The 13,697-nt window shown below is 38.6% G+C and carries 10 protein-coding genes; 5 read left to right on the forward strand and 5 right to left on the reverse strand.

Features of this window, described 5'->3' with window-relative positions; translation table 11 throughout:
* Positions 1-456 precede the first annotated feature (456 nt).
* Positions 457-951: an RNA polymerase sigma factor gene (locus ACWIB3_RS12380; RefSeq protein WP_454291740.1), complete on the forward strand. Its 495-nt coding sequence runs from the start codon at positions 457-459 to the stop codon at positions 949-951.
* A 110-nt stretch (positions 952-1,061) separates the two neighbouring features.
* Here the strand turns inward: ACWIB3_RS12380 and ACWIB3_RS12385 are convergent, their stop codons facing one another.
* On the reverse strand, positions 1,062-1,280 hold the full coding sequence (locus tag ACWIB3_RS12385; protein WP_185211676.1) for a hypothetical protein: 219 nt from the start codon (positions 1,278-1,280) through the stop codon (positions 1,062-1,064).
* A gap of 488 nt (positions 1,281-1,768) precedes the next feature.
* Between ACWIB3_RS12385 and ACWIB3_RS12390 the strand changes: the two genes are divergently transcribed.
* Positions 1,769-2,197 (forward strand): GNAT family N-acetyltransferase, encoded by a 429-nt coding sequence (locus ACWIB3_RS12390; protein ID WP_214649456.1) that lies wholly within the window; start codon positions 1,769-1,771, stop codon positions 2,195-2,197.
* Between the two features lie 141 nt (positions 2,198-2,338).
* On the opposite strand, the gene ACWIB3_RS12395 is transcribed toward ACWIB3_RS12390, so the two are convergent.
* Together ACWIB3_RS12395 and ACWIB3_RS12400 are read right to left on the reverse strand one after the other, a co-directional pair.
* A complete protein-coding gene (locus ACWIB3_RS12395) occupies positions 2,339-2,851 on the reverse strand; it encodes a hypothetical protein (RefSeq protein ID WP_313258490.1) in 513 nt (170 codons plus the stop codon).
* Positions 2,852-2,948: 97 nt separating this feature from the next.
* Complete coding sequence (locus ACWIB3_RS12400; protein WP_454291741.1) at positions 2,949-3,821, reverse strand: DUF808 domain-containing protein; 873 nt, start codon at positions 3,819-3,821, stop codon at positions 2,949-2,951.
* Positions 3,822-4,339: 518 nt separating this feature from the next.
* Between ACWIB3_RS12400 and ACWIB3_RS12405 the strand changes: the two genes are divergently transcribed.
* From ACWIB3_RS12405 to ACWIB3_RS12415, 3 genes are all read left to right on the forward strand, one after another.
* Entirely contained in the window at positions 4,340-5,725 is a 1,386-nt protein-coding gene (locus tag ACWIB3_RS12405) for an NAD(P)-binding domain-containing protein (RefSeq protein WP_185211672.1), read from the forward strand.
* Positions 5,726-5,884: 159 nt separating this feature from the next.
* Positions 5,885-6,826: a Dyp-type peroxidase gene (locus ACWIB3_RS12410; RefSeq protein WP_454291742.1), complete on the forward strand. Its 942-nt coding sequence runs from the start codon at positions 5,885-5,887 to the stop codon at positions 6,824-6,826.
* Positions 6,827-6,944: 118 nt separating this feature from the next.
* Positions 6,945-8,642, forward strand: a complete 1,698-nt coding sequence (locus ACWIB3_RS12415; RefSeq protein ID WP_454291743.1) for an amino acid permease — start codon at positions 6,945-6,947, stop codon at positions 8,640-8,642.
* Between the two features lie 52 nt (positions 8,643-8,694).
* Here ACWIB3_RS12415 and ACWIB3_RS12420 read toward each other — a convergent pair whose 3' ends face one another.
* Together ACWIB3_RS12420 and ACWIB3_RS12425 are read right to left on the reverse strand one after the other, a co-directional pair.
* Positions 8,695-10,434 (reverse strand): RagB/SusD family nutrient uptake outer membrane protein, encoded by a 1,740-nt coding sequence (locus tag ACWIB3_RS12420; RefSeq protein WP_454291744.1) that lies wholly within the window; start codon positions 10,432-10,434, stop codon positions 8,695-8,697.
* 4 nt (positions 10,435-10,438) lie between these two features.
* Complete coding sequence (locus ACWIB3_RS12425) at positions 10,439-13,687, reverse strand: SusC/RagA family TonB-linked outer membrane protein (protein WP_454291745.1); 3,249 nt, start codon at positions 13,685-13,687, stop codon at positions 10,439-10,441.
* Positions 13,688-13,697 lie beyond the last annotated feature (10 nt).

A 13,697-nucleotide genomic window follows, 5' to 3' on the forward strand; every position in this document is an offset into this window, starting at 1 on the left:
TAACCTTTTCTTTTTGTACTTTAATTAGTTTACTTATTTACATTAATTTATTAAGAACTCTATCTTTCTAAATCAACTTTATATTTCATCGGCAATACTTAGTTAACTTTTTAATTAAGCTATTAAAATTAACTAAAATTAATCGCTATCAGCTTGGGGCATGCTTGAATTAAAGACAATTCAGTACTTTTTAACTGATTTCAGGTATTTGTCGCAATTTCGCTACAAATTTAAGTGTAACAAAAGAATCCTAATCCCTTCAACTTTCGTGTTGAGTGGAAATTAACAGTTCGAAACCGTACAATCCTATAAATTCAAGTTTTAAAATTTCAGATCAAGCAAGAGATTAATACCTGAAATAAATTTTAATACCTGTTTTGTCATAATGTACCCAACAGCGCAAAACATGCTCATAAACAATACGTTATAATGTTACATAACATATAACATTCAATCATGAAAAATCTAATTAATGATGTGATTGTGCAGAATTCACCAATTTTAAATCGGTTGGCTAATAACTTCACTACAGATCAAAACGAAAAGGAGGAGCTGGTTCAAGAAACTTTCATCCGCTCCCTGAAATCAATAGAAAAATTTATCAATCACCCTAAAATAGTTGCTTGGTTATATGTGATCATGAAAAATATCTATTTGAATAAATATAGACGCCTTAATTTATACAGAACCGCAGAAAAAGAACTCACCTATACTGGGGAAAATCGAAGTTCGAAAAACAATGCTGAATCAAGGTTTGTTTTAGGCGATATCGAAAAGTCAATCAAGTCTTTATCAGCGGAAAATTATGAGATAATAAATATGTACCTAGAAGGATTTAAATACTATGAAATCGCGGAGACAATGGATATTAAAGAAGGAACAATAAAAACGAGGATACATACCATCCGAAGGATCTTAAGGAAAAAACTAAATGTGTATACTATTAACTAGGTAGAGCATTTAACTAACAAACACTAGCAAACAATCTAACACCTACAGCCCAATCCAATTAAACGAAAAAAGTCAAGGGAATCCCTTGACTCAAGCTCGTACTGAAGAACCTATTCTTCATAAAGTTGTTCTGCATTTATCCCCAGTGCAGTAATGGATTTTAATATGGAATAACTTACAATATTGATGCCCTTTACAGAAAGCAAATATCCATCCACATAAGGGGCAATCTGCCAATCGTTGATATTTGTTATTTCATTTAATGCGTCCTTGACACTGTTTAATTGATGCAGAGAAACCTTTCCAATTTCAAATTTTAGACTTTCCATGATATACCTCCTATACTAAGTGTTTTTCGAAAAATGTTAATTAAATTGTTGATAAATGGGGAGTAATGGATAAATAAATATCCACCAACAAACTATCTATCAACAAGTTACATAATTTTAGAAAAAATTACAATAGTAGCAGGTGAAAATGTAATAAGATGGAAGATTAATGTAATAAAGTGCTAAAAATTGAAAATCAGACAATTTGTTTGTGATGAAATGAAGGTTTCCAATTCTGAACAAGTAGTAAAGAATCTGTACGTTTCCTCCCTTAGACTCTGTCATCGTTAAAATTTGGTTAACGAACTGAACGCCAATAAAGTCCTTAACCTTTTCATGATGAACATTGCTCCGTTCCGAGATCCTTATTAAGATATGTCAAAAAAAATATTCTTTCTTTTTATCCTTTTATTTTTATTCCAGATTTTTCGTACATTTACTATGCAAACATAGGAAAATCTACCATGAAGTTTAGAAAAGCCCATATTATGGACTTAGAAAGAATCATAGAATTACTTTCGGACGATATGTTAGGGAACATGCGCGAGGCTTATCGGCATCCACTTCCTGCGGAGTACATTACGGCCTTCAATAAGATCAATGAGGACAAAAACCAAGAGCTTTTGGTAATGGAAACTGAGGATGGCAAAATTATTGGCTGTTTGCAATTGACATTTATCCAATACCTGACCTATCGTGGAGGAATCAGGGCCCAGATCGAAGGGGTTAGGATTGATAAAGCAGAGCGGTCTAAAGGTTATGGCGAAAAGATGATCCGATATGCGATCCGAAGAGCAAAAGAAAAAAGTGCCCATGTCCTTCAACTCACCGTAGATAAAGTAAGACCAGATGCCTTGAAATTTTATGAGAAACTGGGTTTTAGAGCAAGTCACGAAGGGATGAAACTACATCTCTAAGCATAAAGAAATGTTTAACAATAACATGGCGGATGGCCATATAAAAAAATCCCTGACCACCTGGTCGGGGGTTTTTATTTTATTGGAACTAGAATGAAAAAAGCCCAAAATTAATTTTGGGCTTTCCTCAAATGTCTTTTTTTATCCAACAGGAGTTGGTTCTGTAGGAACCTCAGGGGTTTCAGGAACCTCTGGGGTTTCTGCAGGTATAACTTTCATATATTCTTCGTAAGAAGCCTCATCCGTAGGAAATCCAATGCGTAAAACATTGCCTTGAAGAGATACAGGCATTCCATTCGTACAGCCTTGGTTATATTTAATCCTGTCATTGAGACCAGGGTAAATACTATTGTTTACTGAATAATATTCAAAATCGCCAGATTGGCTCTTATCTTTTGCAACCGTGAAAACGCAGAACTGTCCACGACTCACCGTCAACTTATTATCCGCTGTGAATTCAAGCATTTTTAAGGTGTCCAAATGAGGACCTTCGGTGATAATAGTATCTGAATTACGGATTCCATCAACCTTAACCCATTTTCCAATCAGTTCTGCAGTGTCTTTTGGAGTCTTTACTTCTTCATCCTCTTTGGAGCAGGCAGTAAATGCCCCTAAAACAGCAACGAAACAAATAATGTTTAATATCTTTTTCATAAATAATCTATACTATTTCTTGTAGAAATTTTATTCGGTTTAGGCCAGGACCTATTGTGGCGCAAATTGCTAAAAATTAACCCGCCCCACAAATAAATTAATGCTTATCCTTTCCTATCCCAAAGATCTTCTTGACCAGGAGAACAATTCCCAATACAATAAAACCTACTACAAGACCCATTCCAAATTCTTTCACGATTGAAGGAACCTGTGGAAGGAAATGGTGGAAATAATCGATATTATGCACAAAAATACCCCCTGCAACCAATAATAGAGCTATTGTTCCGATTACTCCTAAGGCCTTGATCACAATCGGTAAAAGTTTTACCAAGAGGTGTCCTAATTTAGCTGCTATTCCCTTATCGTTCGATTTCTTGATCAGGCTATGTCCGGCATCATCCATTCTCACGATCAGGGCGACTATACCATATACACCCACCGTAGCAAGGATAGCAACCACAGAAACCGTTAGGATCTGAATGGCAAGGCTTTCTTCAAGTACAGTTCCTAATGCTATGATTACGATCTCCACGGATAAGATAAAATCAGTAGTGACTGCGGATTTAACCTTTGCAGACTCTGCTGCTTCTCCTTCCAAAGCTTGTTCCTGAATGACCTCCTGCCCTTCTTTCTTCCGGTGAAAAAGATAATGTATAACTTTTTCCGCTCCTTCGAAAGCTAAATAAGCACCACCAATCAATAAAATATATTTAATCACTACGGGAAGGAAAGCATTGAGCAATAAGGCGACAGGCACGATAATCAGCTTATTGACAAAGGAGCCTTTCGTAATTGCCCAGAGGACCGGAAGTTCCCTAGATGCTAAAAATCCGGTTGCTTTTTCGGCATTCACGGCCAAATCATCTCCTAAAATACCTGCGGTTTTCCGAGTTGCGATTTTACTTGCAACTGCTACGTCGTCCATAAGAGCGGCGATATCATCCAAAACCGCGAATATTCCTGATGCCATATATGATTTTTTTAATTTACTCCTAAAATAAACAGATTTTGCTCAAAATCACGCAATCCCTTAATTTAATTGAAAATGGGGCTAGAATTAATTTGGTAAATCCTACCCGATAAAAGCAAATCATATACCAAAACCAACAGGGGCGCAGGCAATTGGATTTAATTTCTGAACGGTCAAATTTGCCAAACAATTCCTAACAGAACCAAATATTAATCATTGGTTTTCCGATAAAACCATTGGTTAATCCGAATATTATTTCGTTAATATTTTTAATTAATGAATATTATTCGTACCTTTGCAACAGTGAAGGAAAAAAACACATTTGTGTATAATGATCATTCAGCATCACCTATTTATTACTTCCTTTAATTTTAGCGTCACGAATATTTGGTAATTATCTGCCAAAGAAATCAACACGCCTTCTATTTCCCCTAATGGGAATCATTACAGCCTTATTGCATCTATCTACAGATAATGGCACATTGAAAAATTTAAAAAATTTATAAAAAGAATAAAATATGACAGATTTTAAAGTTGGAATTATTGGAGCTGGCCCTAGTGGTTTAGCTATGTTAAGAGCATTTGAATCAGAACAGAAAAAAGGTAATCCCATCCCAGAAATTAAATGTTATGAAAAACAAGATAATTGGGGCGGCATGTGGAACTATACCTGGCGAACGGGTGTAGGGAAATTTGGCGAACCATTACATGGAAGCATGTATAAATACTTATGGTCCAACGGGCCAAAAGAATGTCTAGAATTTGCAGACTATACTTTTACGGAGCATTTTGGGCAGCCAATTTCGTCCTATCCTCCACGTGAAGTGCTTTTTGACTACATTCAAGGCAGAATTAAGAAAAGTAACGCAAGAGATTATATTAAATTCAATACGGTAGCTCGCTGGGTTGACTATATCGAAGATAAAAAACAATTTAGGGTCGTATTTGATGACCTACAAAAGAATGAGACATTCGAGGAGTACTTCGATTATCTTGTAGTAGGTACAGGTCATTTCTCAACACCTAATATGCCTTATTTTAAAGGTATTGATAACTTTCCAGGTGCCGTGATGCATGCGCATGACTTCCGTGGTGCGGATCAATTTATTGGACAAAAGTTGTTGTTGATCGGAAGTAGTTATTCTGCTGAGGATATTGCGGTTCAATGTTTCAAACATGGCAGTGACTCGGTGACCATTTCCTATAGGACAAACCCAATTGGCACGAAATGGCCAGAAGGAATCAAGGAAAAACCGTTGGTAACTCACTTTGATGGCAATACTGCTTATTTCAAAGATGGAACAACTGAAGATTATGACGCTGTAATCCTTTGTACAGGATATCAGCACAAGTTCCCTTTCCTACCGGATGATTTGCGTTTAAAGACGAAGAACTGTCTGTATCCAGACAATTTATATAAAGGTGTAGTATTCAATGAAAATGAGCGACTTATATTCTTAGGAATGCAAGACCAATACTATACATTCAACATGTTTGATACTCAGGCATGGTTTGCAAGGGATTATATGTTGGGGAGAGTTGATTTCCCAGCTAAAGAGGAAAGAGATGCCGACATTAAACAGTGGATGGATTACGAGGCTAAAACCGTAACTGGTCCTGAGCATGTAGATTTCCAGACAGATTACATCAAGAATTTGATCAGTTATACGGATTATCCTGCATTCGATTTAGATCGTGTGGCAGAGATGTTTAAAAGCTGGTTAAACGACAAGGAGGTCAATATCCTGAACTACAGGGATCAGGTTTACAAGTCGGTCATGGATGGCACAAGCGCTGAACCTCACCATACACCTTGGATGAAAGAATTGGATGATAGCTTAGAGCGTTATCTAAATGAAGTTACCATCGATGAAAAAGAATTAGATAAGGTTATAAATTACTAATTGAGAAAGCAGGGATTTATTTCTCTGCTTTTTTCATCACAATGCATTAAGTACTGCCCTAAAACGCAGTACTTTTTTCTTTCAATAAAATTTACAGGCTAACTTTTATCTCTTGTTAAGAATGCTTAAATTAGGTTAACACTATTATTAAATTCACCTATGGCATCAATATCTCAAAACATTACGGATTACCCCAATAACAACACCATTTTTTCAGTTTGGAAATTTAAGGATGGAACAGATTATAAGGCTGTCTTTGAAAGGCTTTGTGCACTGGTTTCCAATTTGAACCATTCATTTGTGGTTCGTACGCCAAATGGCAGGACCAGTTGTATTATGGGGATCGGTTATGATGCTTGGAATAAATTAGGTATGCCTACTCCCCTTCCCAAGGAACTGAAGACTTTTGAAAAGATTGTTGGAGGAAAACATACTGCCGTATCTACGGAGGGAGATTTACATTTTCATCTACGCGCAGAGAATGCTGGCATCTGTTATGAGATGGCGAAGGATATCTACGATATCATCAATCCTGTTGCCGACAATTTGGTGGAGGTCCATGGTTTTAGGTATTGGGATGGCCGTTCCATCCTTGGCTTTGTCGATGGAACAGAAAATCCGATTGGGGATGAACGAGCTCAATTTGCATTGGTTGGCGAAGAAGATCCTCAATATCAAGGTGGGAGTTATCAGTTTGTACAGAAATACATCCACAATCTTAAGGCATGGGAAGAACTGTCTACAAGCGAGCAAGAGAAGGTATTTGGTCGGTACAAATTGTCGGATGTGGAGATGACGGATGAAGTCAAGCCAAAGAATGCCCATAGTGCATTGACCAGTATTACAGATGAGAATGGGAATGACCTAAAGATTGTGCGGGATAACCTTCCGTTTTCAAATCCTTCAAAAGGTGAATTCGGCACGTATTTTATTTCCTACGCCAGTAAATTCTCGACAACGAAAAAGATGTTGGAAAATATGTTCTTGGGGGATCCTGTAGGAAATTATGATAGGATATTGGATTTCAGTACTGCGGAAACAGGTACACTTTTCTTTGTACCTACGCAGGAAATACTAGATAATTACTCGGCCACAACATAAATGAAATATTTTATTCAATAAATTTTCAGAAACCCTAGTATGATTTTCTTATAAATATCATTCTAGGGTTTCATTTTTATATCTACTTTTGTTGACTTCACCAAATAATTAATCGCTAATGAGAAATAAGCTTTTCAAAAGGAAGAGTCTAGAACTGATCATCAAGGAAAAGGGTCAGTCCGAAAGTATGAACAAGGTCCTTGGAGTTCGAGACTTAGTTTCCTTAGGAATTGCTGCCATCGTAGGTGCCGGAATATTCAGCACCATCGGATTGGCTAGTTTTGAGGGTGGCCCTGCCATTTCTCTACTTTTTGTGTTTGTTGCTTTTGCCTGCGTATTTACGGCTCTTTCCTATGCTCAATTTGCCAGTACCATTCCAGTTTCGGGTAGTGCCTATACCTATGCTTATGTTGCATTTGGGGAACTATTCGCCTGGATTATTGGTTGGGCATTGGTTTTAGAATATGCTGTTTCCAATATTGTGGTTTCCATATCATGGTCGCAATATTTCGTTACCATGCTGGAAGGATTTGGGATTCATATCCCTGCATGGCTTTCTATGGCGCCCCAATATGCCTTGGAAGCTCATCAGAAGTTAGTTGAATTAGGACCGGAAGCTTTGACGGTTGCGGATAAGTTGGGTCTGAAGGCCTATGAATCTGCCCCTCGGATTGGTGAAGTACCTATTATTTTTGATCTGCCTTCTGGGGTTATCATCAGCTTGATCACATGGTTGGTATACCGAGGCATTAAAGAGTCTAGAAGAGCCAGTAACATCATGGTCATGGTAAAGATCGGTGTAATCTTGGCTATCATTATTGGTGGCGCCTTTTTCGTCAATCCTGAAAACTGGGTACCCTTTGCTCCAAATGGTCTCCAGGGCGTATTAGGCTCAGTTGCAGCTGTATTCTTTGCATTTATTGGATTTGATTCAATTTCGACCACTGCAGAAGAATGCAAGAATCCCCAACGGGACCTTCCTAAGGCGATGATCATCACCTTATTGATCTGTACCGTTCTTTATGTAGGGATAACTTTGGTATTGACAGGGATGGTGAATTACACGGAACTGAACGTAAAAGATCCCTTGGCATTTGTTTTTAAATACATAGGAGTCGATTATTTAGCTGGGATAATCTCAGTCACCTCAGTCATTGCGATTACCAGTGCTCTTTTGGTCTATCAATTGGCTCAACCAAGGATCTGGATGACGATGAGTCGTGATGGCCTGCTTTGGAAGAAGTTTGCTACTATCCATCCAAAATATAAGACCCCCTCTTTTGCGACAATCGTGACAGGCTTTGTGGTTGCTATACCTTCCATGTTCTTCAAGATGGATTTCTTTGTGGATCTAACCTCCGTAGGTACCTTCTTTGCCTTTATTTTAGTCTGTGCGGGTGTACTCTATATGGATTATTCAGGCTTATCAAAGCAATCTAAATTTAGAGTTCCCTATATAAACGGCAAATACCTGATCGGATTAGGTTTTGTGATTGCTTGGGCTTTGATCTGGAGATTTAACCAAGAAGCCATCCATGAATGGCAACACTTGGATTTCTTGTATATCCTGGAGCATAAATCGTTGATTTTGATCTTTTGGGCTGTATGGATTGTACTTGCTATTATGGCTTTTAAATACAATTTCTCGTTGCTACCTGTGATTGGGATCCTGATCAATCTCTATTTGATGACCGAGCTAGGTACGAGCAATTGGGTGATCTTTTTGATCTGGCTAGCAATAGGATTAGTGGTTTATTTCTTTTATGGTTATAAACATTCCAAGCTTAACAACCCTAAAGCTGAAGATATTGCATAAGAAAAAGCCGCATCAAAAAGATGCGGCTTTATTCATTTATTTAATATTAACATTATTTCCAGCCTGGATTTTGAGTTAAATTCTTATTGAGTTCCAATTCCTGGATCGGAAGCGGATAGAAATAATCTTTAGCCTCATCAAATACTTTTTTGATATGGGCATTGATTATCACGTTTCCACTTTTCCCGTTTTCCAATAAGATTTCTGATCCTAATTTTAACAATTGGACGCCTGGAGCTGTTGGTTTAGTTCCTTCGTAAATCCAAACATCTTCTTTACCATCACCATCAAGGTCAAACTTTCCAATGCTTGGGAAATACATCCCTTTAAATTGACGAGTGATCAATTGACCGCTTTTCCATCTCAAAATATCATCCCAACGGTAAGACTCCATAACCAATTCGATCCTTCTTTCTCTACGGATCTCAAGGATGGCACCTTTCATGGCGCCAGCAACTGCTGGATAATCTTTGGCCAGATACGGATCTGCATTGCTGTTTGCCGCTGCTAATACCAATGTTGGCATTTCTGCTCTTGCACGGATTAGGTTAATGGATTGATCAAGATCCGCTTGGGTCAAAGTTCCCAATTCAGCTTTAGCTTCAGCATAGTTCAACAGAACTTCAGCATAGCGGAAAATAGGCATATCATTTTCAGAACGATTATAGTTATCATATTTCACATCACCTACGAATTTGATTAACTGATAGCCCGTTACGGAATTCCCAAAGTTAGGTGCTATTGGTGCTGCCCCTCCTATTCTGGTATAGCCAGGAGTTCTAATGGTTTGATGCAACCTTGGATCCCTATCTTTTACCTCTTCCAAGAAGGTCATTTTATCATAGTTAGGTTTGTCCGTGAAGCGTGTTCCGTCTTTCATTAAGTAGGAGTTGACCAAGTTTTTCTCCAGACCTGGCTTACCGTATGAAGCTGTAATGGTATAATAGTTTACATTGTGCCAAATCTGTAGGGCATCCGAAAACTTACGGGCCAAAATAACTTCTTGGGATACGCTATTGACAGAGCTGAAAAGTTTACCATAAGAATCAACACCAGCACCTGTATATAGACTATACTGACCAGCATCCATTAATTCTTTAGAAGCTGCTACAGCCATTTCAAGGTATTTATTTGCATTTGGCAGGTTCAATTCCGTATGATATTTCCTGAAAGTACCTTCAAACAAGGCCACTCTTGATTTAAGTGCCAAGGCGGTCCATTTTGTTGCTTTTTCATCGGACTTTGCGTCTGACATATTCTTGATGGCGAAATCTAAATCTGCCATGATGGAATCAACAATAAGCGTTCTGGAATCACGTTTTTTCGATAATTCCTCTTCATCATTGACATCAAGAACCTTTCCGTACCAAGGCACATCTCCGAAACGTCTAACCTTATCAAAATAGAAATAAGCCCTGAAGAATTTGGCTACACCTGCATAAGGCGCAGCATCCTGAACTGAAAGATGATTATAGCAGTTTTCAAGGAAGAAATTAATATTCCTTAGTTGGGTCCAAGACCAGCCACCCCCACTTACAGGGACAATTCTTTTTCCCGTTAATTCATCCTGAAGGGTTGTTTTAACAATATTATCAATTGCCTCGTTATAGATTCCTTCAGCAGATGGAAGGGCGCCGTCATAAAATGAATTGCTGAACAATTCAAGATCTTTGACACTTTTGAAAGAGACATCAGGAGAGATATTTGCCTCCGGCTGTCTATCTAAATAATCCTTACTACATCCTGTAACTAGAACAGCAAGTAGAACATATAATATTAATGAGTTTTTCATGGGTTTAGAAAGTAAAGTCAAGTCCAAAAGAAAATGTTCTAGAATAAGGGTAAGCTCTACCGTTAGATTCTTGAGCTGCTTGTTCTGGGTCAATATATTTTGACCTTAGTTTAGTCGCTGTCCACAGGTTTTCTCCAGATAGATAAATCCTTGCATTGCTCAGTTTCAACTTGCTCATGATAGCGTTTGGAAGAGTGTAACCAATGGTTAGGTTTTTCAAACGGATATAAGCTAAATCTTGCAGATAACGGTCTGATTTTACATTCAGGGAACTGTTACCATCCAAAGCGATATAGCCACGCAATAGAGGGAAATATGCATCTGGATTCTCAGGAGTCCATACATCTTCAACAAAATCTTTTGGAACGAATGAGTAATAAGGTCTTGAATAAGGTCCCCAGAACTTATCCGCATTGGAACCTGGCCACCAGTTCTGTTTTCCGATACCTTGGAAGAATGCCGAGACATCAAAACCTTGCCAGTTGGCACCTAAGTTTAAACCGAAGTTATATCTCGCTCTACTATTACCGATGATAACCTGATCTCCAGGATCACTTAGGGTATTTTTCCCTTGGTTTACTTCTTTGTCCCCATTGATATCCACAAATCTTGGATCTCCAGCCTGCAGCTTAGACCAATCTCCAGGAGCTGAAAGACGGCGAGCATCAATACGATCTTGATTTACATCCCAATTGGCAGCTTCTTCATTGGTTTGGAACAAACCGTCGATCTTATAGCCCCAGATCTCACCTAATGTCTGACCGACATAATAGTTGTTCAACAACATTTCTCTATTGTCAAATCTGGTAATCTTTGCTTTGGAATCCGACAGACCAAGACCGAAACTATAGCCAAAAGGTTTATCAGCAACTTCAAATTGATCTCTCCATGCTAATGACAATTCCCATCCTACGTTTCTTAAATCTCCTGCATTCGTTTTCGGAGAACTAGCACCGAATACTGCTGGTAATGTTTTTCCAGGGATCAACATGTCCAAGGTTTCGCGGATAAAGTAATCAAAGGATGCAGTCAATCTACTTTGAGCAAATTCAAAGTCAGCACCAAAGTTTAAGGTACTGGTTCTTTCCCAGGTTAAATCTCCAGAGATTGGCGACGGTGAACTTAAGAATTGTGTTCTTCCACCATTGGTAATGTAGGCTGAGTTTCCAGCACCTAATAACGGGATATAACCATAAGGCGAAGCTTCCTGAGCATTTCCTAGAGAACCGTAGGAAACTCTTAATTTAGCTTCGTTGATATAAGGCTTCACAGACTCTAAGAAAGGTTCTTCCATAATACGCCATCCTGCTGAAAAGGATGGAAAGAAACCAAATTGTTGACCTGAAGGGAATTTGGAAGTCCCATCATAACGACCATTTACTTCTAAAAGATATCTTCCTTTATAATCATAATTTATCCTTCCGAAAAACCCCTGTAATGCCCAAGATTCTTCGCCACCACGTAATAATGGCACGCCTGTACCTAGGTTAAAGTCATTAAGGTCTTCCGATAAGAGGTTGGTTTGGGTTCCACCTACATTTCTCCAGGTACTCAGTTCTTGGTTGTAACCTGCTGTAGCTCCTAAATTATGATCACCAAATTTTTTGTTGAAATTGGCGAAAATATTAAGGGAATGTTTCTTGTAATTCTCTAAGTTTTGAACTAGCTGATCATTTCCCAAATAATTGATCACGCCTGGATAAACAGACCATGGAGCCTGAACCCTGCGATTAAATTTATCAATCGGATTGTAGGTAAATGTATAGTTACCAGTAACGGTCAAGCCTGGCATAATTTGAGCGACAGCTTCAAAAAGGTTGATAAATTCATATTCCTTCTCCCCTCCTTTGGATTTACCGTAAAGTAAATCTGCCATGATACCATCACCGATATTATAATTGTTCAGTTCCGTTCTGTATGTAGCCGTACCATCTGGGTTTTGAGGAACATAGGAAGGTAATGCATGCACAGTTGTGGAGATAAAGTTATTGTTGGCATCTACACTACTGTTCCATCCTGGGAAAGTATAGTTTTGATAGTTAATTTGGCTATTATTGCTCACTTTTAACCAATCTGTTACTTGCCCATTCAATCTAGCTCTTAGGTTGTATCCTTCAAACTTATCTTGCTGGACCTTCATCAGACCACCTTTCTGGTACATTCTTCCGGAGATGTAATAGTCCATTTTTTCAGATCCACCAGAAAAAGTTAGGGCATGTTCCATAGAATTCATCTTATCCCTATAGAAAGTATTCCACCAATCCGTATTGGCATAATACACGTATTGGTCCTTTCCATTTCTATTTTGGATTACCACGGAAGGTAAAGATGGGTCATTTTTACGCTTTAGTAATTCGGCATAATCCTCATCGGTATAACCTGTATATCGGTTACCAGTTGCACGTAAAAACGCTTCATCATTCAATACGGCAGCATCATAGCCATTGGTGATGAAATCCGTGTTAACAGTAAGGTCAGAAGTTCCAAAATTATTGCTATAGCCAATGGTCATCTTTCCGGCTTGTCCTTTTTTGGTTGTGACAAGCATAACACCGAAGGCACCTCGAGCACCATAGATGGCCGCCGCGGAAGCATCCTTCAATACAGATATCGATTCAATGTCTTTAGGGTTGATGGTATTGATATTCCCCGGAACGCCGTCTATTAAGACAAGTGGAGCAGCATTTGCAGAGTTAATAGAAGCAAAACCACGGATATTTACCTTTCCTTCACCCCCTGGGCGTCCGTTGGTAAAATTAATGTTCAAGTTAGGTACAGCCCCTTGAAGAGCTTGGGTTGCATTTGCTACAGGACGATCTTGCAATACTTTGGAATCGATCTGTGCTACTGCACCTGTTAAGTTCACTTTTTTCTGCTTACCATAGCCCACAACCACGACCTCATCAAGGTTTTGATCGGTAGCAACAATAGTAACATTTACTTGGGGTCCAGTAACAGTAACAGTTTTAGCAGTATAGCCGACCATGGAAATCCTCAGTTCGTTTCCCACAGAACCGGAGAGTTCAAAATTTCCATTTTCATCAGTTTGGGTGCTAGACCCAATCGTGACATTACTCACTGATGCGCCGACAACAGCCTCACCTGTTTCTGCGACTACTTTACCTCGAATAATGTTCTGACTGATTTCATAGGTCCGCTCTAGTGGGACATGCTTATATGTAGCATGAGCAGCAGACCAAGAAAGAAGCGATAAGCCCACTAAAATGGGCAGGTAGGTGTAGTTCTTTTTCATGGTTTAAGTA

Source organism: Sphingobacterium sp. NPDC055431 (genome assembly GCF_053644255.1).

Coding starts and splice junctions, on each gene's coding strand:
- ACWIB3_RS12400 (WP_454291741.1), bottom strand. CDS start 3,821: ATGGCATCAGGAATATTCGCGGTTTTGGATGATATCGCCGCTCTTATG.
- ACWIB3_RS12405 (WP_185211672.1), top strand. CDS start 4,340: ATGACAGATTTTAAAGTTGGAATTATTGGAGCTGGCCCTAGTGGTTTA.
- ACWIB3_RS12385 (WP_185211676.1), bottom strand. CDS start 1,280: ATGGAAAGTCTAAAATTTGAAATTGGAAAGGTTTCTCTGCATCAATTA.
- ACWIB3_RS12380 (WP_454291740.1), top strand. CDS start 457: ATGAAAAATCTAATTAATGATGTGATTGTGCAGAATTCACCAATTTTA.
- ACWIB3_RS12410 (WP_454291742.1), top strand. CDS start 5,885: ATGGCATCAATATCTCAAAACATTACGGATTACCCCAATAACAACACC.
- ACWIB3_RS12390 (WP_214649456.1), top strand. CDS start 1,769: ATGGACTTAGAAAGAATCATAGAATTACTTTCGGACGATATGTTAGGG.
- ACWIB3_RS12420 (WP_454291744.1), bottom strand. CDS start 10,434: ATGAAAAACTCATTAATATTATATGTTCTACTTGCTGTTCTAGTTACA.
- ACWIB3_RS12395 (WP_313258490.1), bottom strand. CDS start 2,851: ATGAAAAAGATATTAAACATTATTTGTTTCGTTGCTGTTTTAGGGGCA.
- ACWIB3_RS12415 (WP_454291743.1), top strand. CDS start 6,945: ATGAGAAATAAGCTTTTCAAAAGGAAGAGTCTAGAACTGATCATCAAG.
- ACWIB3_RS12425 (WP_454291745.1), bottom strand. CDS start 13,687: ATGAAAAAGAACTACACCTACCTGCCCATTTTAGTGGGCTTATCGCTT.